The sequence below is a fragment of the Microbacterium sp. Y356 genome, from assembly GCF_059445355.1.
The window spans coordinates 242,654-260,045 of sequence record NZ_JCAIUE010000001.1; the positions used below are offsets into that span (position 1 = coordinate 242,654).

Genomic DNA, 17,392 nt, shown 5'->3' on the forward strand with positions numbered 1-17,392 from the left:
AGGAGTGTGATCAATCCTGCTGCAGAGCGCCCTGCAGGTCGAGGTTGATCGTGATGTCCTTGCCGACGAGCACGCCGCCGGTCTCGAGCGCAGCGTTCCAGGTGAGCCCGAACTCCTCACGGTTGATAGTGGTCGTCGCGGACGCACCGGCCTTGTAGTTGCCGTACGGGTCGGTGCCGAAGCCACCGAAGTCGAACTCGAAGCTGACCGGCTTGGTCGTGCCACGGATCGTGAGGTTGCCATCGATGAAGAAGTCGCCGTTGTCGACGCGCGCACCGGTGGAGACGAACTCCATGGTCGGGTAGGTCTCGACGTCGAAGAAGTCCGCTGAACGCAGGTGGCCGTCGCGACCCTCATCATTGGTGTCGATCGAGGTGACATCGACCAACGCATCAACACGTGCGTCGAGTGGGTTCTCGGGAGCGACCAGCGTCGCGCTCTTCATACCAAAGGTGCCGCGCACCTTCGAGATCATCATGTGGCGGACACTGAAGGTGACCTCGCTGTGTGCGGGGTCAAGGATCCAGGTGCCTGCACGGTAGCCGGGGACGTCAATTGCGGTCATGGAGTTTCTCCTCAAAGATTGGGGCCGCTTGGCGGCGTTCACATAGACACAACTTACATGCGGCTGCATCTATTCCACGGAATGGCGAAAAAAGTGAAGGCCCCTGTCCCAGAGGGGACAGAGGCCTTCACTCAATGCGATCAGATCAGCCGACGGCGACCAGGTCGATGATGAAGATGAGGCTCTTCCCGGACAGGAAGTGGCCTGAACCGGCAGGACCGTATGCGAGGTGCGGCGGGATGACCAGTTCGCGACGACCACCGGTCTTCATGCCGGGGATGCCGTCCTGCCAGCCCTGGATCAGGCCGCGCAGCGGGAACTGGATCGTCTCGCCACGACCCCAGGAGGAGTCGAACTCTTCGCCAGAGTCGAACTCGACTCCGGCGTAGTGCACGGTCACGGTGTCGCCGGGCTTGGCTTCAGCACCGTCACCTTCGATGAGGTCTCGGATGACGAGCTCTGCGGGCGCGGGGCCGGTGGGGGCGTCGAACTCGGGCTTTGTGCGATCAGTCATGACTCCATCCAACCGGAGCGACGAGGCGCGGTCAATGCGAGGACACCAGCCCAGAGCGAACACTTCGGCGGGCATAGTGACGAGGCTATTGACATCATCCGCGGTCGGGTGCACCCTAGTGTCAGATCAACTCAGCGCCCGGGAGTCTCGCAGGCATCGCCGCAGCACCGGGCGCTGAGTCTTGCCATTGGCGTTGCGCTCAATACGCGAGCAATGCCGCGCGTGTCGCGCGTGTGCGCGTCAACAGCGCGCGCTCATCCTCAGTCGCGAGAGGATCACGACCGGTGAGCGCGCGCTGGCGGACGGCAGCGAGAGCAGTCGCATCCTTGATGAACTGCTTCATCAGCGGGCGACGGTCACCACGCAGCGAAGCGGCCCAGTTGAGTCCGACCTTGCGTCCGGCTGGAGTCGCCAGCATCGTCACCTCTTCCGGAGTGAACCAGCCCGCCCCGGCATACTCACCGAGCCGCTCTCTGGTGACGCGCGCCTCCTCCTTGCGTAGCGCGACGATCACAAGGATGAAGCCGATGAACAGCGGCACCTGAAGGGTGACGTACAGCGCGAAGAAGTCGGCGAACATCGCCGAGGCGTTCCAGAGACCGTGCAGCAGCATGGCCCCGAGAAGTCCGAGTGCACCCGCGCCGAGCACTGCACCGGCAGAAGCGTGGCGGCGCACCGCGAGCCCCATCGCGAACCCGGTCAGGGCAGTGAACATGGCATGAGCGAAGGGTGAGAGCAATCCGCGCATCACGAACGTCGCAGTCAAGTTCACTCCACCTCCTTCGATCAGACTGATCGCGAAGTACTGGATGTTCTCAGTGAATGCGAAGCCACCACCGATCAATGCGCCGTAGACAATGCCGTCGACCGGCCCATCGAATGCCCGCTTGCCGATCACGAAAATGAGGAAGATCCCTAAGCCTTTGGCAAGCTCTTCCACGATCGGCGCTTGGATGACGGCGGCGAGCGACTCTGCTCGGAGGCCGATGAGCAAAGTGATTGCGAGGTCGACGAGCAGCGTGATGCCAACTGCGGCGATAGCTCCCCAGGCGATGGCGAACGCGATGAACAGCTTCGGTTCCGGCTCCCATCGATCGATGATGTAAACACCGAGGAACACGATGGTCAACGGAATCAGCGCGAGGACGAGGCCGACTCCGGATGCGACGAACCCGAGAGCCCAGACGAAATAGCCGATCAGGATGACGAGCGCGAAGCCCAACACACCGAAAAGCCACACGGACACCGTGCGTCCCTGTTTCACGGGAACCGGCAGTGACGGCAGTGCAGGGGCCGATGCTGGCGCGACCGGAGCCGGCGGCGAGTAGCTCACGGGCTGCGCGAGTGCTGAAGCATATGTGTGTTGCTGAGCCGGCGGCGTGTACTGCGGCTGTGCCGGTCCTCCGAATGTCATAGCCAAAGCCTAGGGGTACTGTCCACACCAGTGGCAACGCGCGGCAGGTAGCGTAGACATCATGCGTTTCGCCCACCTGCGCCGGCCAGATAGCTCCGACGCCCAGCTCGCGGTCATCGAGGACTCCGAGGCCATCATGGTCGCTGATCTCCTCTCCCCCGCTCCCGTCACACTGCAAGAGCTCATCGAGGGCGGTGATGAGACACTCACTGCGCTACGGACAGCACTCGCCGACAGCACCGCAGCGCGGCATCCGCTCTCCGGTTTCGGCTTCGCCTCTGCAGTGTTGAACCCGCCGGTGATCCTTGCTGTCGGGTTGAACTATGCCGCCCATTCCAGTGAGCTCGGCCTGAAGACAGACACCGCCCCGACCGTGTTCACGCTCTGGCCGAACTCGCTCACGGGCCACGAGGCCACGACTGAGTGGCCCCGCAGCCTGAGCGAGTCCATCGACTACGAGGCCGAGCTCGGCGTGCTGATCGGGCGGCCGACGAAGAATGTTTCCACAGAGGAAGCCCTCGACCACGTCTGGGGCTACACGGTCGTCAACGACATCACCGCCCGCGACATCCAGTTCGCCGAGGCGCAGTGGTCGCGCTGCAAGTCCTTCGACGGCTTCACACCGACTGGACCGTTCGTAGTGACCGCAGACGAGATTCCCGACCCGCAGGACCTGCATATCTGGACCATCGTGGATGGCCACACCGTGCAGGATGCCTCGACCGAGCAGATGGTCAGGTCTGTTGCCAAGCTCATCGCCCATCTGTCGCAGTCGATCACGCTGCAGCCGGGGACACTGATCTCCACGGGGAGTCCAGGCGGCGCCGGTTACTCACGCAACCCACAGATCTTCCTACGTGACCGTTCCACCGTCACAGTCGGTATCGACGGCATCGGGGAACTGACCACGCACTGCCGAATCCTCGACTGAAGTCAGCCGGCCCCGAGTGAAGTCAGCCGGGCCGACTGAAGACAGGCAGCCCCGGCTGAAAACAGCCAGCGTCAGATCTGAATCAGATCGTCCGGCAAGATGATGGGGATGGCCGAGGTGACGGCCTCCAGCCCCGAAAGCCGTGCCGGCGACAGCTGCTTGGTGACTTCTTCACGAGACATCAGTTCGGCCTCCACGACGAGATCTGCGACGTTGCGGTTCGTCAGCAGCGCAGCCTTCGCGAGAGCCGCGGCCGCCGCATAGCCGATGAACGGCGTCAGCGCGGTGATGACGCCCACCGACGCGCCAACCATGGCACCGAGACGGTCTTCGTTTGCGGTGATGCCATCCACGCAGTTGACGCGGAGGGTCCACATTGCCTGGCGCATCCACGTGATCGACTGGAAGATCGAGTGCGCGATCACTGGCTCGAAGGCGTTGAGCTGCAGCTGACCGGCCTCGACCGCCATGGTGACGGTCATGTCCGCGCCGACCACTGCAAAGGCCACCTGGTTCACTGCCTCGGGGATCACGGGGTTGACCTTGCCCGGCATGATGCTTGACCCAGCCTGCTTCGCCGGCAGATTGATCTCGCCGAGGCCCGCCTGCGGGCCGGACGACAACAGACGCAGGTCATTGCAGATCTTCGAAAGCTTGATGGCATTGCGCTTGAGCGTTGACGAGAACGACATGAAGGCACCGGTGTCGCTCGTCGATTCGACGAGATCTGTCGCCGTCTCCAGATCGAGCCCGGATATCTCGCGCAGGTGCTTCAACACGTATGGTGCATAGCCTGCGTGGGTCGTGATCCCCGTGCCGATCGCGGTTGCGCCCATGTTTATCTCGAACATGAGTTTGGCGTTCTCAGTAAGACGACTGTGATCCTCCCCCAGCGTCGTCGCGAAGCCGTGGAACTCCTGCCCGAGCGTCATCGGCACGGCATCCTGCAGCTGGGTGCGCCCCACCTTCAGGACATTGTGGAATTCACCTGCTTTACCGAGGAACGAGCGACGCAAGAGGTCGAGTTCATCCAGCAGCGAGCGCAGGTTCAGCGAGAGCCCGATCTTGATCGCTGTCGGGTAGACATCGTTCGTGGACTGGCTGCGATTGGTGTGGTCGATGGGGCTGAGAAACGCGTAATCGCCTTTCTCGCGACCAGCCATCTCGAGGGCAACATTGGTGATGACCTCGTTGGCATTCATGTTCGTCGAGGTTCCGGCACCACCCTGGATGACACCTACAGTGAACTGCTCGTGGAACTCGCCGTCGATGACGCGCTGCGCGGCGGCGTCGATGAGGTTCGCCCGCTCGGCATCCAGAACGCCGATCTCCTTGTTGGCCCTGGCGCTTGCCTGCTTCACCATTGCCAAGCCCCGAATCAGATCCGGATAGACCGAGATCGGTCGTTTCGCGATCGGGAAGTTCGCGACAGCGCGGGCGGTGTGGATGCCCCAATACGCCTCGGCGGGAATTTCCATGCTCCCGAGGGAATCGGTCTCGGTGCGGGTGGTGGTGGGCGCGGCAGAAGCCATGTCACATCCTTGTGGGTCGTGGCGGGTTTCGGGTGATAGTCCCAGTCTAGGCCTCGCGCACCCGCATACGAATTGTCGCCTCAGTGACCCACCACGATGAGGACGATACCGGCGACCACAGCCGCGGCACACACCGCGAAACACGCATAGGCACCGACAAGCGCGACGCGCTTCTGCCCGTCCGTCAGCGGATTCTTCCGCGCAGCCTTTGCCGCCTGCTTGGCGGCGCGATTGGCTTCTTTCTCGGAAATCACGGTGATCGCATCAGTAAACTCCGCAGGAGTCACGACCGGCGCATGGCCGGCGCGCACGAGGAGTCGCAGCCCGAGCGCGTAGAACGTGACGATGACAGTCGCGCCGATAAGCGCAGCGCCGAACACCTGCAGGAATGCGGCCCAGTCAATGACGACGCTCATTGTGCGCTCTCCTGCGTCTTGGAATCGGACTTGGCCTTCGCTTTCGCTGCGGCCTTAGCGTCTGCTTTGGATTTAACCTTCGCGTCTGTTTTCGCTTTGGCCTTTGCATCAGCCTTTGCCTTGGCGCGGACCCTTGCCTCAGTTTTGGCCTGCTCAATACGCTGCCGGCGACGCGTGGGAGGTGGTGTGTCCGGCAGTTCGATCGCGTGGCCGGACTCTGCGACATCGCTCATCGCATTCTCTGAAGTCACCGCGTCACGGCGGGAACGCAGGAAGACCCAGATGATCACAGCGACGGCGAGAACCGCGTCGATCGCGATGCCCCACCCGCCCAGCCATATCACCATCAGCGCTGCGAGTGCGCCGACGCCGCCCGCGGCCGGAAGGGTCAGAACCCAGCCGATTGCGATGCGGCCCGCAGTACCCCAGCGCACCGTTGCACCGCGACGTCCCAGACCGGAACCGATGACAGATCCGGAGGCGACCTGTGTCGTCGAGAGCGCGAAGCCCAGAGCACTGGATGCGAGGATCGTCGCCGCAGTAGAGCTCTCGGCCGCGAAGCCCTGCGCCGGCTTGACGTCGGTGAGTCCTTTGCCGAGCGTGCGGATGATCCGCCAGCCGCCGAGGTAGGTACCCAGAGCGATCGTGCAGGCACAGGCCACGATCACCCAGAACTCTGGTTCGTGGTGCTCACTCGACTGCCACCCAACGGTGATGAGCGCGAGCGTGATCACACCCATCGTCTTCTGAGCATCGTTGGTTCCGTGCGCGAGGGCGACGAGCGAAGAAGTGAAGATCTGACCCCAGCGGAACCCGTCACGGCCGTCCGGCTTGTTGTCATACCGCCGGGTGATCGAGTAAGCGAGCTTCGTCACGGTCAGCGCGATGATTCCGGCGGTGAGCGGCGCGATGAGTGCAGGAAGAATGATCTTGGACAGGACCATGCCGAAGTCGATGCCGCTGGCGCCGACGCCGATGAGGGTCGCTCCGATGAGACCGCCGAAGAGCGCGTGCGACGAACTCGACGGCAGGCCGAGAAGCCAGGTGAGCATGTTCCACGTGATCGCTCCGATGAGTCCCGCGAAGATCAGCGGCAGGAAGACATCAGCACCCATCTCGATGATGGCGTCTTCGCGGACGATGCCGCCGGAGACCGTCTTGGCAACCTCTGTCGACAGGAAGGCGCCGACAAGATTCAGCACTGCGGCGAGAAGGACTGCGGTCTTGGGCTTCAGAGCGCCGGTTGCAATGGGCGTCGCCATCGCATTCGCGGTGTCGTGAAACCCGTTGGTGAAGTCGAAGAACAGCGCCAGCACGATGACCAGCACGACAATGAGGGCTGCGGTTTCCACCATTCGCTTTCGGGTTGGTGTGAAGGAAGACAGATGCCGACGAAATCGGCGTGTTGAACGAAAAGTTCACCGTGGGTTTTACTTCCGTTAACCGGGCCCGATAAATCCTCGCACCCTCCTCGGCATCGGTCAACTTGACAGGGACTACCGTTGAACGGTGACCAATGCTCCCATCGCCGCTCGCCGCACCCACATCCGCACACATCACGCCGACACCTTCAACGATCCATATGAATGGTTGCGCGATAAGGACTCAACCGAGGTCATCGCGCATCTCGAAGCGGAGAATGGGTACACCGAGGCTCAGACTGCGCATCTCGAGCAGCTCCGCGAGACGCTGTTCCAAGAGATCAAGGGCCGCGTACAGGAGACAGATCTGTCTGTGCCGACTCGCAAGGGTGACTGGTGGTATTACGGACGTACTGAGGAAGGTTCGCAGTACGGCATCCAGTGCCGCGCCGCCGCGGTCGCAGGCGACTGGACTCCCCCGGTACTCGCCCCAGGTGTGCCAGTGGCAGGCGAGGAGGTCTTGCTGGACAGCAATGTCGAAGCAGAAGGTCACGAATTCTTCTCGCTCGGGTCTTTCAGCGTCTCAGATGATGCGACAAAGCTGCTCTGGTCGACCGATTTCGATGGCGATGAGCGGTATACGGTCCACGTGCGTGATCTCACCGAGGGCAGTCTGCTCGCCGACGAGATTCCCAACACCGGTGGCGCCTTCTTCACCCCGGATGGCTCCGGCATCGTCTACACCACGTTGGATGACTCCTGGCGCCCCGATACGCTGTGGCTCCACCGGCTGGGCACACCGGTCGAGGAAGACGTGAAGCTGTTCCACGAGCCGGATGAGCGTTTCTGGCTCGGCGCTGGCATCAGCCACAGTCGGCGATATCTGGTAATCGGCGTCGGATCGAGCATCACCAGCGAGGAGTATCTGGTCGATCTGCAAGGCGAGATCACCGCTGAGCCGCAGTTGCTATGGCCGCGCACCGAGGGTGTCGAGTACTCGATCGAGCATGCGATCGTTGATGGCGAAGACCGTATCTACATCCTGCACAATCAGGATGCCTTGGACTTCGAGCTCGTCTCCGTGGCGGCATCCGATCCGCGGGGCGCGCGGCACATCGTGGTCGCACATGAGCCAGGACGACGCCTGCTCGGCATGGAGGCATTCCGCGATTTCGCGACAGTGGAATATCGCCGCGACGGCCTGGAGCAGGTCGGCCTGCTCGACTATGCGACGGATGCCGTCGAGGAGCTCTCCTTCGACGAGCCGCTGTACTCGGCAGGAGTGGGCGGAAATCCCGAGTGGCACTCACCGTTCCTGCGGCTCGGTTACACCTCGTTCGTGACGCCGGGCACCGTGTATGACCTGGATCTCGCAACGCGCGAACTGGTGCTGCGCAAGCAGCAGCCGGTCCTCGGCGGTTATGACCCGGCCGATTACGACCAGGCCCGCGCCTGGGCGACTGCCCCAGATGGCACTCAGGTGCCGATCTCGATGGTCTGGAAGCGCTCGTTCGGTGAGCCAGGCTCAGAGCCGCGCCCCGTGCACCTGTACGGCTACGGATCGTACGAGCACTCCATCGACCCTGGTTTCTCGGTAGCGCGACTTTCGGAGCTCGACCGCGGCGTCATCTTCGCTGTCGCACACGTGCGCGGCGGCGGGGAGATGGGCCGCAAGTGGTACGAAGACGGGAAGATGCTGAACAAGCGCAATACGTTCACCGACTTCGTCGCATGCGCGGAGCACCTCATCAGCACCGGCGTGACAAGTCCTGAGCAGATGGTCGCCGAGGGCGGCAGCGCAGGTGGCCTGCTGATGGGTGCGGTCGCGAACCTCGCGCCCACCCGCTTCGCCGGCATCCTGGCATCCGTCCCCTTCGTTGACCCGCTGACTTCGATTCTCGATCCGTCGCTGCCACTCACGGTGATCGAGTGGGACGAGTGGGGCGACCCGCTGCACAACGCCGATGTGTACGAGTACATGAAGTCGTATACGCCGTACGAGAACGTCCAGGACGGCGTCGCCTACCCGCGCATCCTCGCCGTGACATCGCTGAATGACACCCGCGTGTTGTACGTCGAACCGGCGAAGTGGGTCGCGCGACTGCGCGAGGCAGGGGCATCCGACGTGCTTTTGAAGTGCGAGATGGTCGCGGGCCACGGCGGCGTCAGCGGCCGATACAACTCCTGGAAGGAGCGGGCGTTCGAGCTCGCGTGGATGCTCGACACCCTGGGGCTCGTCTGAGGCGCGCTTCGCCGTCCGAAATCAGGACGAAGTCCCCAGGTCAGGAGGATTCTGCAGCTCCCTCCTGATCTGAGGCAGATGTCCTGATCTGGGCCGCGGCATCCTATTCTGCACAATCACCGCAGGGCGGTACTTATCCCCGGTTCGTGGGTTCAGCCCTCCGCACCGCATGGCTGAGGCTGCAGTGTGGACGCATGTTCCTCGAAGAATGGATGCGATCGCATGACGGCGTCGCGCACAGTTCCCAGATCTACGCCGCCGGGTTCAGCAAACACGCGGTCGCCGCTTTAGTGAGAAGCGGGCGGATGCTGCGCGTACGACGATCGTGGCTGGTTCTTCGTGAATGCGATCCAGCGCGCCTCGCCGCGGCTCGCGTCGGAGGTCGTCTGACCTGCATCAGCGCTGCCCAGGCACTCGAACTTTGGGTCCCAGCCCATGATGAAGTCCACGTGGCGGTGTCCCCCACTGCGGCACGTTTCGACAGCGCCGGCATCCATGTGCACTGGTCCAACGGCCCGGCGCCATATGAGCATCGCGCCGTACTCGATCCGTTGATCAACGTGCTGTTTCACGTCGCGCGCTGTCAGCCGCGGGCGAATGCGCTGGCAATCTGGGAGTCGGCGCTCAACAAGAAGCTGATCAGTAATGACATTCTGAAGGGCGTTGCATGGCACAGCGACGCGGCAAACGGACTGGCGGCGCTGGCATCCGCTTTGTCCGATTCGGGGCTGGAAACGCATTTCTTGGAGCTGATGCGCACGATCGACGTGAGCGTGCGCCAGCAAGTGTGGATCGACGGCCACCCGGTCGACGCGTTGGTAGGCGACCGTTTGATCGTCCAACTTGATGGGTTCGCTTTCCACAGCGATGCGGCCGACCGCCGCCGCGATATCGCCGCGGACGTCAGGCTCCGACTGCTCGGCTTCACCGTGCTTCGCTTCGACTACCAGCAGGTGCTGTTCCAGCCAGAGTTTGTACTGGAATCCGTCCGCACTGCGATGGCTCAGGGACTGCACCTGGCTGCCTAACGGCATCCGAAATCAGGACAAAGTCCCCGGATCAGGAGGGATCTGCCAATTTCTCCTGATCTGGGGCGGATGTCCTGATTTCGGCGCTGCGGGCGCGCGATGCAACCCACGCAAGGGCAATCACCCAAACAGTGCGGCAGCCTCGTCGTAGCGGTAGCGCGGCACCGTGTTGAGCTCGCCCAGCGCCTCTTCGAACGGCACCCGCACGATGTCGGTGCCCTTCAACGCAACCATCTGGCCCCACGCGCCTTCGACGATGGCGTCAGCCGCATGCAGTCCGAGTCGTGTCGCAAGAACGCGGTCGAAGCCCGACGGCGAGCCTCCACGCTGGATGTGGCCAAGAATTGTCGCACGTGTCTCGATGCCAGTGATGCGCTCGATCTCGGGTGCGAGCAGATCGCCGATGCCACCGAGACGCGGACGGTTGAAGGCATCCAGGCCCTTGTCGCTGAAGGCCTCGTCCATGCCCTTGATCTTGAAGCCCTCAGAGACCACGACGAGAGGTGCACGACCACGGTCATGAGCGCTGGCGACGAGCTCGGTGATCTCCTCGATCGACATCGGAACCTCAGGGATGCAGATGACGTGCGCGCCGGCAGCCATTCCCGCATGCAGAGCGATCCAGCCCACGTGGCGGCCCATGACCTCGGCGACCATGCAGCGCTGGTGCGAGTCACCGGTGGTGCGCAGTCGATCCATTGCATCCGTGGCAATGTTCACCGCGGTGTCGAACCCAAAGGAGTAGTCAGTCGCGCGCAGGTCGTTGTCGATCGTCTTCGGCACGCCGAGTACGTTCAGGCCGTCTTTAGCGAGCCGGTCGGCCGCGGCCAACGTCCCTTCGCCGCCGATCGCGACGATGCCGTCGATCTTGTGGCCGAAGAGCGTCTTGGCGATGTTCTCGGCGCCGCCGCGATCGCCCTCATACGGGTTGGTACGGCTGGTTCCAAGGATCGTGCCGCCGACCTTGGAGAGGCCCTTCACTTCGTGGCGGGTGAGGGGCATAAAGTCGCCCTCGACGATGCCACGCCACCCGTCGCGGATGCCGACGAATTCAAGGTCGTACGCGGTGGTGCCCTTCAGCACGATGCCGCGGATGACCGCATTGAGCCCGGGGCAGTCGCCGCCGCTGGTGAGAATACCGATCTTCATGCTGATGCCTTCAGAGGTTTCGGGAGTGGGACGGGCGACGTTGCCTGCTCTCGACCCTAGTGGGCATCAGCGCACCGCGCCATTCGGCAAGCGATGAGAACCGTCGATCTTGCGCAACGATTCGGCTCCGATCGCAGATCTTCTAGAAAACATGCGAAAAATCTCAAATCATTGCGCAAGAAGTACGGTTTTTACGCCACTCAGCGCCACTGTGTCACGCGCCGAGGGCTTGACGCAGCAGATGCATGAGCGCTGCCACCTGTACAGATTCACTCGGGGTCTCATCGAATGCCTCGCCATCCAGAGCGCGAGCGGCAAGCCCCTGCTTCTGGTCGATGAGCTCAGCGATCTTCGTATCGATCGTGTGCGCAGCGATGATGCGCCAGGCAGTGACCGGCTCATCCTGGCCGATGCGGTGCACGCGGTCGATCGCCTGAGTCTGCTCGGCTGCAGTCCAGCTCAACTCTGCGAGTACGACGTTTGACGCCGCCTGCAGGTTGAGGCCGACGCCGGCAGCAGTGAGCGAACACACCGCGATGCCGACACTTTCATCGTCGTTGAAGTCGTCGATGGCCTGCTGCCGAGCGGGTGTCGTCTGGTCACCACGGATCGAGACGTATCGGATGCCGGATGCCGCGAAGTGAGCCTCCGCCTGATCCATGACATCGATGTGTTTGGCGAAGAAGACGACCTTGCCCACCGACCGCTGCAGCTGCGCGGCGTAGTCCGCGGCGAGCTGGGCCTTGGCCTGGCCGATCTTGCGCACCATCGTGAAGACATTGTCTCCACCGGTGCCTGCTGCCTTCGACTCTTCCAGCTCGTTGTGCGCCACGAGACGGACGATATCTTCGTCGATCTCCCCTGGCGCAAGACCGCGGTCGCCGCGGGCCTCGATGATGCGGCGATACTTGGCGGCCAGCCGCTCCCCCAACTCGCGTTCGGCCTGGCGGATGCCCCGACCGAATTCGTCATCGAGCTGCACAGGCAGGTCGGCGATAAGTTTGTCTGGCAGGTCGGCGGCGACGTCTTTCTTCTTGCGCCGGACGATTCCCATAGAGATCACAGCATCGCGGGCCTCGGGATAGAACGCCTTGTCTGCCGGCGTGTGCCCGGTCGCATCCAGCTTCTCCATCAGTTCGGGCCCTGGTTTGTCACCAGTGGTCCAGCCCAGGAAGCGCCAGATTGCATCGAAGTCTTCGACATCGTTGATCAGCGGCGTGCCGGTGAGTGCCAACATCAGCGGATCGCGCGTGTGTTCCCGCACGCGGGATGCCAGCGCCAGCACGTTCTGCGAACGCTGCGAAGAGAGATTCTTGATGAAGTGCGCCTCATCGACAACCATGCCCTTCAGTCCGATCGAGCTGAGCCATGACAGGTGGCGGTCGAGAATCTCATAGTTCACGATGAACACGTCGGCGAACGCGTCGATGTCCGTTCCATCACCCTGGATAACTGTGGCGCGCCGCTGCGGCGTCCAGCGCTCGACTTCGCGCGCCCAGTTCATCTTGACGACGTTCGGAACCACGACGAGCAACGGGTACGCGTCCACGATGGATGCGGCGAGCACGGACTGAGCTGTCTTGCCAAGGCCTGGCTCATCTGCGAGCAGGAAGCTGCGGTGTCCGCCGCGCACAGCTTCAAGGAAGCGCGACTGATGCACCATAACCTCGAGGCCCTTGGGCGAGATGTGGTCATACTCCGGTACCGGCGGGAGATCCATGGATGCCGCTGATCCACCGGCTCCGGTCTCGAACGCCTTGTACAGCGGACCCATGAGTTCCCAGCCATCCAAACGGCGACGAGGTGTCGTCGTCGTTCGCGGCGTGAGGTCTGGAGCGAGGAACGGGTTGGCGAGCTGTCGCGATTCGACAGCGGCCGGAGTCACCTGTCGCTCTGCGAGTGCGGCGGGCACCACTGGCGCCTGCACGGGGGCCACATCGGTGATGATGAGCTCTTCCGGGGCGAGTTCAGCGCCGGATTCCAGCAGCCAATCACGGCGCATCCGCTTGGCGACGGGGCTGGTGGCCTGGTCTGCCTCGAGCAGCTGAATGAGCGAGGTATCGCGTGCGGCGGTCTTCGCGAGAATCGTCGCAACTCCGTCAAGCCGCTTGAGCAACTCGGCACGTGCGGCCGCGGTGAACGTGGCATCCGCCTTCACCCTGGCACGCTCTTCGCGCACCAGGAACGCGATCACCTGGAACTTGACGCGATTGGTGGGACCGAGCTTGCCACGCTGGGCCTTCGCCTCGATCTCGCGCACCTTGCGTGCGAGGATCGGGATCAGCGGGGCCTCGTCGTCGCGACGGGATGTCTTCTTGCGCCGTGTTGCGGCGGTTGCCGTAGTCGGCATGCTCCTCCTGAGCGTGAAATCGAATCACCATGAGAGGCGGTTCGTGCCGTACGAATAGTCCGCGTGTGGCGTGAGCCAGGACCGTGCGAACGCTGTCTGGTCTTCATCGGGGCACCGTTGAGGCGCGCACCAGAAGAAGATCTGATACTAGTTTAGGTCATACCCGCGAGAAAACGCCGAATCGCGGCATTCAGGCTCGCACTTCACCTGTTAGCAGTGCCCGTGCAGCCACGACGTCGGCCGCCATCTGGTCCTTCAGCGCATCAATGCCATTGAAGGCGACCATGCCGCGCAGCCGCTCCGTGAATTCAACTGTGACGTCATGGCCGTACAGGTCGAGGGCATCCTCGTCGAGCACATGAGCCTCGACCTGTCGGATCAGCACGTCATCGAAGGTCGGATTCGTACCGACCGACACGGCAGCGGGATGACGAACGCCGGTGTCGTGGTCGACCAGCCAGCCTGCGTAGACACCGTCGGCCGGAACGAGCGCATCGACGGTCTCGGAGAGGTTCGCCGTAGGGAAGCCGAGTTCCCGTCCGCGCTTGAGCCCGTGCACCACAACGCCTCGGACATCGACCGGACGTTCGAGAACTTCTCCCGCTGCCTTGACGTCGCCCTCGGCGAGCAACTCGCGAATCCAGCTGGAGGAGACTCGTCGCTCAGAGTTTTCGAGATGGACGTCTTCGACCACATCGACCGTGAAGCCGTACTTCGGACCGAGTAGGCGAAGCAGATCCGGTGTTCCCGCTCCACGATGCCCGAACCGGAAATCACTGCCTACCAGCACAGTCGACACATGCAATGCGCCCACCAGGATGTCCGCCACGAAATCTTCCGCATCACGCGATGCGAGCTCCCGATCGAACGTGAGCACCAGTGTGGCATCGAGTCCGAGTTCACCGAGCAGCTCAAGCTTGCGCTCTGTGGTCACCACGTTCTCCGGGCACAGCTCAGGACGCAGCAGAGCGAGCGGGTTGCGATCGAAAGTTACGGCGACAGCGCGCGCGCCGGACTCCGCAGCATCAGCCTTCAGCCTTTCGATGACTGCCCGATGCCCCGCGTGCACGCCGTCGAACTTGCCGATGGCGACGGCTGCGGGGCCGAAGTCGTCCGGCACTTCGCCGGGGCTACGGAAGACGATCATGCGCTCGCCTCGACAGGCTTGTGGGTGCGCAGCCACCAGATCCCGAACAGCGGAAGAATCAGCGGAATGAACAGGTACCCGCGCCCGAACATCGACCAGACGGAATCATGTTGGAAAAGTTCCGGCAGTGCAAGGCTCAGCGTTCCTACGACGAGCACGCCGATGAGCTCGAAGATGATCGCGATCCACGCGACCGTGTACCAACCTCGGCGGCCGGCGAACATGAGCCCGAGCGTCGCAACGATGTAGACGACCGCGGCGAGGGTCGAAAGCGAATACGCCAGCGGTGCCTCATCGAACTTGCGGACGATCTGAACGAAGCTTCGTCCAGTGGCAGCAAGTGCCATCACGGCATAGACGATGACGAGGACACGGCCGATGCCGGTCATCCGAGTGCGAGTTTCGGTGATGCTCATAGCATCCTCCATCCTAATCGCGCGCGGCGCAGCCCAGCGCCGCAGCTACACGACCTGAACCGTCCAGATGACGTCCATACGCCACACCATGATCGCGATCGCGAACGCTGCCACGCCCAGGATCACCGTGCTCCAGCGAGTACGATCCAGCAGCGCCCAGATCGTACCGCCGACCGGAATGAGAACGGCAGAGACGAGATAGACCCAGAATTCAAGGAGATCGCCGGCAGGAGGGTTGCCGGTCAATGGTGCGACGATCGCAACGACGACCTGAACGATCAGCAGCACCTCGACCAACGCGAGGGCCCCGACGGTGAAGTCGCTCGGGCGGCGGCCGACAAGTCCCGCAATCACGCAGAACAGGCCCACAGCGACAGCCACGATGATCTGAATGATCGTGAACCACAGGATCATGATGCTTCCCTCGGCATGTTCATGGCGCTTTTCAGGTCGCGCCCTCGCTTCTCTACGATTCCCACGAGCGCCCCAGCCGGATCGATCGCGGCGGCAAGCGCACCGTCGAGCCTGGATGCCTGATCAGCAAGACGCTTCCCGTGCCCGAGATCGCGTGCTTCGTCGGCGGAAACTTCCAGCGGCTGCAGAATCTGCGCTGCGGCTGCGGCGGGCGTCAATGTCATTGCACCGGCGAGGCCTTCCAGATCGACGGCCTCCGCGACGTCGAACGGGCCGATCCGCGTGCGGCGCAGGGCGGTGAGGTGTCCACCGACTCCGAGTGCCGCCCCCAGATCACGGGCGAGAGCGCGGATGTAGGTGCCGGATGAGCAGTCGACGACGACGTCAAGATCGAGGATGCCGTCGTTGCCGCGCTGCTCCAGAACCTCGAACCGTGAGACAGTGACCTCGCGCGCCTTGAGTTCGACATGCTCGCCGGCGCGCACTCGGTCATAGGCGCGCCGCCCGTCGACCTTGATCGCCGAGACTGCACTGGGAACCTGCGAGATAGCACCGGTGAGCGCCGCGATACCGTCGGCGATCTGCGTGTCGGTCACTGCACTCACGGATGCGGCATCCGCTGTCTCTGTGACATCTCCCTCGGCGTCATCCGTCGAGGTCGCCTGTCCGAGTCTGATCGTCGCGAAGTAGGTCTTGTCGGCACCGACGACATAGGTGAGCAATCGAGTCGCGCCTTCGATCCCGATCACCAACAGACCCGTGGCCATCGGGTCGAGCGTGCCTGCGTGCCCGACCTTGCGCGTCCCGAACGCTTTGCGGGTTCGAGCGACGACGTCGTGACTGGTCAGCCCACCGGGCTTGTCAACGAGAAGTATGCCTGGCGAGACCATCCCTCAAGCCTACCGAGAGTTGCTCGAGCCTCCTGGCCAGGTCGGCCGAAGATCTCATCCGAGACTGTTTGGGCCGCGTGAGTGCCCCATAACATACTCCGCATAAGCTAACGGGGTGCGCACGACCTCGACATCTCCGCTGCAGCTGGCCCCGGTGCTTGCAGATTGGTACGGCTCCAACGCACGGGATCTGCCATGGCGACGGTCTGAGTTCCATGATCGTTTCGGCGCCTGGGGAACACTCGTCAGCGAGTTCATGCTGCAGCAGACTCCGGTGACCAGGGTGATCCCCCATCTCGAAGCGTGGCTAGAGCGCTGGCCGACGCCGCCCGCGATGGCGCAGGCCACACCGGCCCAGGTCGTACAGCAGTGGGCAAATCTGGGGTATCCGCGGCGCGCGGTCTGGCTGCACCGCTCCGCGATCGAGATCACCGAACGCCACGGCGGACAGGTGCCGCGCGATGTCGATGCACTTCTCGCTCTGTCAGGAATCGGTGACTACACCGCACGAGCAGTGGCGGTCTTCTCCTTTGGCGATCGACACCCCGTCGTCGACACCAATACTCGGCGGGTGCTGGCCCGTGTGCTCGACGGCAAGTCTCAGCCTGGACCGGCTGCACGCCGCGACCTCACAGTGATGGATGCAGTGCTCCCAACGCCCGAATCCGAATCCGCGGTTTTCAACGCCGCGATGATGGAGCTCGGGGCCACGGTGTGCACCGCCCGTGCGCCGAAGTGCGAGCAGTGTCCGATTGTCGCGCAGTGCCTGTGGGTGGCATCCGGACGCCCGGACACTGGGGACGACCGGCGTCGCCAGGCACGATACGAAGGATCGGATCGACAGGCGCGCGGAGCCGTACTCAAGGCGCTACGCGCAGCGGACGACAGCACGGTCCCCTTCGATGCCGTTATTCACGACTGGGCGGATCCTGCACAGCGAGACCGTGCGATCGACTCGCTGATCGTGGACGGTCTCGTCGAGGCGGTCGAGGGGATGCTGCGGCTGCCTCGCTGACTACGGCA

At 63.2% G+C, this 17,392-nt stretch carries 16 protein-coding genes; 4 read left to right on the plus strand and 12 right to left on the minus strand.

The window, feature by feature from the left end; translation table 11 throughout:
* Window positions 1-10 precede the first annotated feature (10 nt).
* The 3 genes from AC1C2Q_RS01295 to AC1C2Q_RS01305 form a co-directional block, all read right to left on the minus strand.
* Window positions 11-565, minus strand: a complete 555-nt coding sequence (locus tag AC1C2Q_RS01295) for a YceI family protein (RefSeq protein WP_495429257.1) — start codon at window positions 563-565, stop codon at window positions 11-13.
* Between the two features lie 145 nt (window positions 566-710).
* On the minus strand, window positions 711-1,079 hold the full coding sequence (locus AC1C2Q_RS01300) for an FKBP-type peptidyl-prolyl cis-trans isomerase (protein ID WP_495429258.1): 369 nt from the start codon (window positions 1,077-1,079) through the stop codon (window positions 711-713).
* Between the two features lie 199 nt (window positions 1,080-1,278).
* Window positions 1,279-2,493: a PrsW family intramembrane metalloprotease gene (locus AC1C2Q_RS01305; protein ID WP_495448708.1), complete on the minus strand. Its 1,215-nt coding sequence runs from the start codon at window positions 2,491-2,493 to the stop codon at window positions 1,279-1,281.
* Window positions 2,494-2,554: 61 nt separating this feature from the next.
* On the opposite strand from AC1C2Q_RS01305, the gene AC1C2Q_RS01310 reads away from it, so the two are divergent.
* On the plus strand, window positions 2,555-3,424 hold the full coding sequence (locus tag AC1C2Q_RS01310; protein ID WP_495448709.1) for a fumarylacetoacetate hydrolase family protein: 870 nt from the start codon (window positions 2,555-2,557) through the stop codon (window positions 3,422-3,424).
* Between the two features lie 71 nt (window positions 3,425-3,495).
* Here the strand turns inward: AC1C2Q_RS01310 and AC1C2Q_RS01315 are convergent, their stop codons facing one another.
* From AC1C2Q_RS01315 to AC1C2Q_RS01325, 3 genes are all read right to left on the minus strand, one after another.
* Window positions 3,496-4,956 (minus strand): aspartate ammonia-lyase, encoded by a 1,461-nt coding sequence (locus AC1C2Q_RS01315; protein WP_495429261.1) that lies wholly within the window; start codon window positions 4,954-4,956, stop codon window positions 3,496-3,498.
* An 80-nt stretch (window positions 4,957-5,036) separates the two neighbouring features.
* Window positions 5,037-5,372 carry a peptidase gene (locus AC1C2Q_RS01320; RefSeq protein WP_495429262.1) on the minus strand — a complete coding sequence of 112 codons (336 nt, stop codon included), beginning with the start codon at window positions 5,370-5,372 and terminating at the stop codon, window positions 5,037-5,039.
* Window positions 5,369-6,724, minus strand: coding sequence for an inorganic phosphate transporter (locus AC1C2Q_RS01325; protein ID WP_495431670.1), 1,356 nt, complete (start codon window positions 6,722-6,724; stop codon window positions 5,369-5,371). Before AC1C2Q_RS01325 ends, AC1C2Q_RS01320 begins: the two co-directional genes overlap by 4 nt.
* 157 nt (window positions 6,725-6,881) lie before the next feature.
* Between AC1C2Q_RS01325 and AC1C2Q_RS01330 the strand changes: the two genes are divergently transcribed.
* Both AC1C2Q_RS01330 and AC1C2Q_RS01335 read left to right on the plus strand, forming a co-directional pair.
* Complete coding sequence (locus AC1C2Q_RS01330; RefSeq protein ID WP_495448710.1) at window positions 6,882-8,975, plus strand: S9 family peptidase; 2,094 nt, start codon at window positions 6,882-6,884, stop codon at window positions 8,973-8,975.
* A gap of 449 nt (window positions 8,976-9,424) precedes the next feature.
* Window positions 9,425-10,003 (plus strand): endonuclease domain-containing protein, encoded by a 579-nt coding sequence (locus tag AC1C2Q_RS01335; RefSeq protein WP_495448711.1) that lies wholly within the window; start codon window positions 9,425-9,427, stop codon window positions 10,001-10,003.
* A gap of 120 nt (window positions 10,004-10,123) precedes the next feature.
* On the opposite strand, the gene AC1C2Q_RS01340 is transcribed toward AC1C2Q_RS01335, so the two are convergent.
* The 6 genes from AC1C2Q_RS01340 to truB all read right to left on the minus strand — a co-directional run bounded on the left by AC1C2Q_RS01340 (window position 10,124) and on the right by truB (window position 16,369).
* Window positions 10,124-11,152, minus strand: a complete 1,029-nt coding sequence (locus AC1C2Q_RS01340) for a 6-phosphofructokinase (RefSeq protein ID WP_495429265.1) — start codon at window positions 11,150-11,152, stop codon at window positions 10,124-10,126.
* Between the two features lie 214 nt (window positions 11,153-11,366).
* Window positions 11,367-13,502 (minus strand): DEAD/DEAH box helicase, encoded by a 2,136-nt coding sequence (locus AC1C2Q_RS01345; RefSeq protein ID WP_495429266.1) that lies wholly within the window; start codon window positions 13,500-13,502, stop codon window positions 11,367-11,369.
* A 190-nt stretch (window positions 13,503-13,692) separates the two neighbouring features.
* Window positions 13,693-14,649 (minus strand): bifunctional riboflavin kinase/FAD synthetase, encoded by a 957-nt coding sequence (locus tag AC1C2Q_RS01350; protein WP_495448712.1) that lies wholly within the window; start codon window positions 14,647-14,649, stop codon window positions 13,693-13,695.
* Window positions 14,646-15,065: a hypothetical protein gene (locus tag AC1C2Q_RS01355; protein ID WP_495448713.1), complete on the minus strand. Its 420-nt coding sequence runs from the start codon at window positions 15,063-15,065 to the stop codon at window positions 14,646-14,648. The genes AC1C2Q_RS01350 and AC1C2Q_RS01355 overlap by 4 nt, the downstream gene beginning before the upstream one ends.
* Window positions 15,066-15,110: 45 nt before the next feature.
* Entirely contained in the window at window positions 15,111-15,479 is a 369-nt protein-coding gene (locus AC1C2Q_RS01360; protein ID WP_495448714.1) for a hypothetical protein, read from the minus strand.
* A complete protein-coding gene (gene truB, locus AC1C2Q_RS01365; RefSeq protein WP_495448715.1) occupies window positions 15,476-16,369 on the minus strand; it encodes a tRNA pseudouridine(55) synthase TruB in 894 nt (297 codons plus the stop codon). The genes AC1C2Q_RS01360 and truB overlap by 4 nt, the downstream gene beginning before the upstream one ends.
* A 115-nt stretch (window positions 16,370-16,484) precedes the next feature.
* On the opposite strand from truB, the gene AC1C2Q_RS01370 reads away from it, so the two are divergent.
* A complete protein-coding gene (locus AC1C2Q_RS01370; RefSeq protein WP_495448716.1) occupies window positions 16,485-17,384 on the plus strand; it encodes an HhH-GPD family protein in 900 nt (299 codons plus the stop codon).
* Window positions 17,385-17,392: the final 8 nt, after the last annotated feature.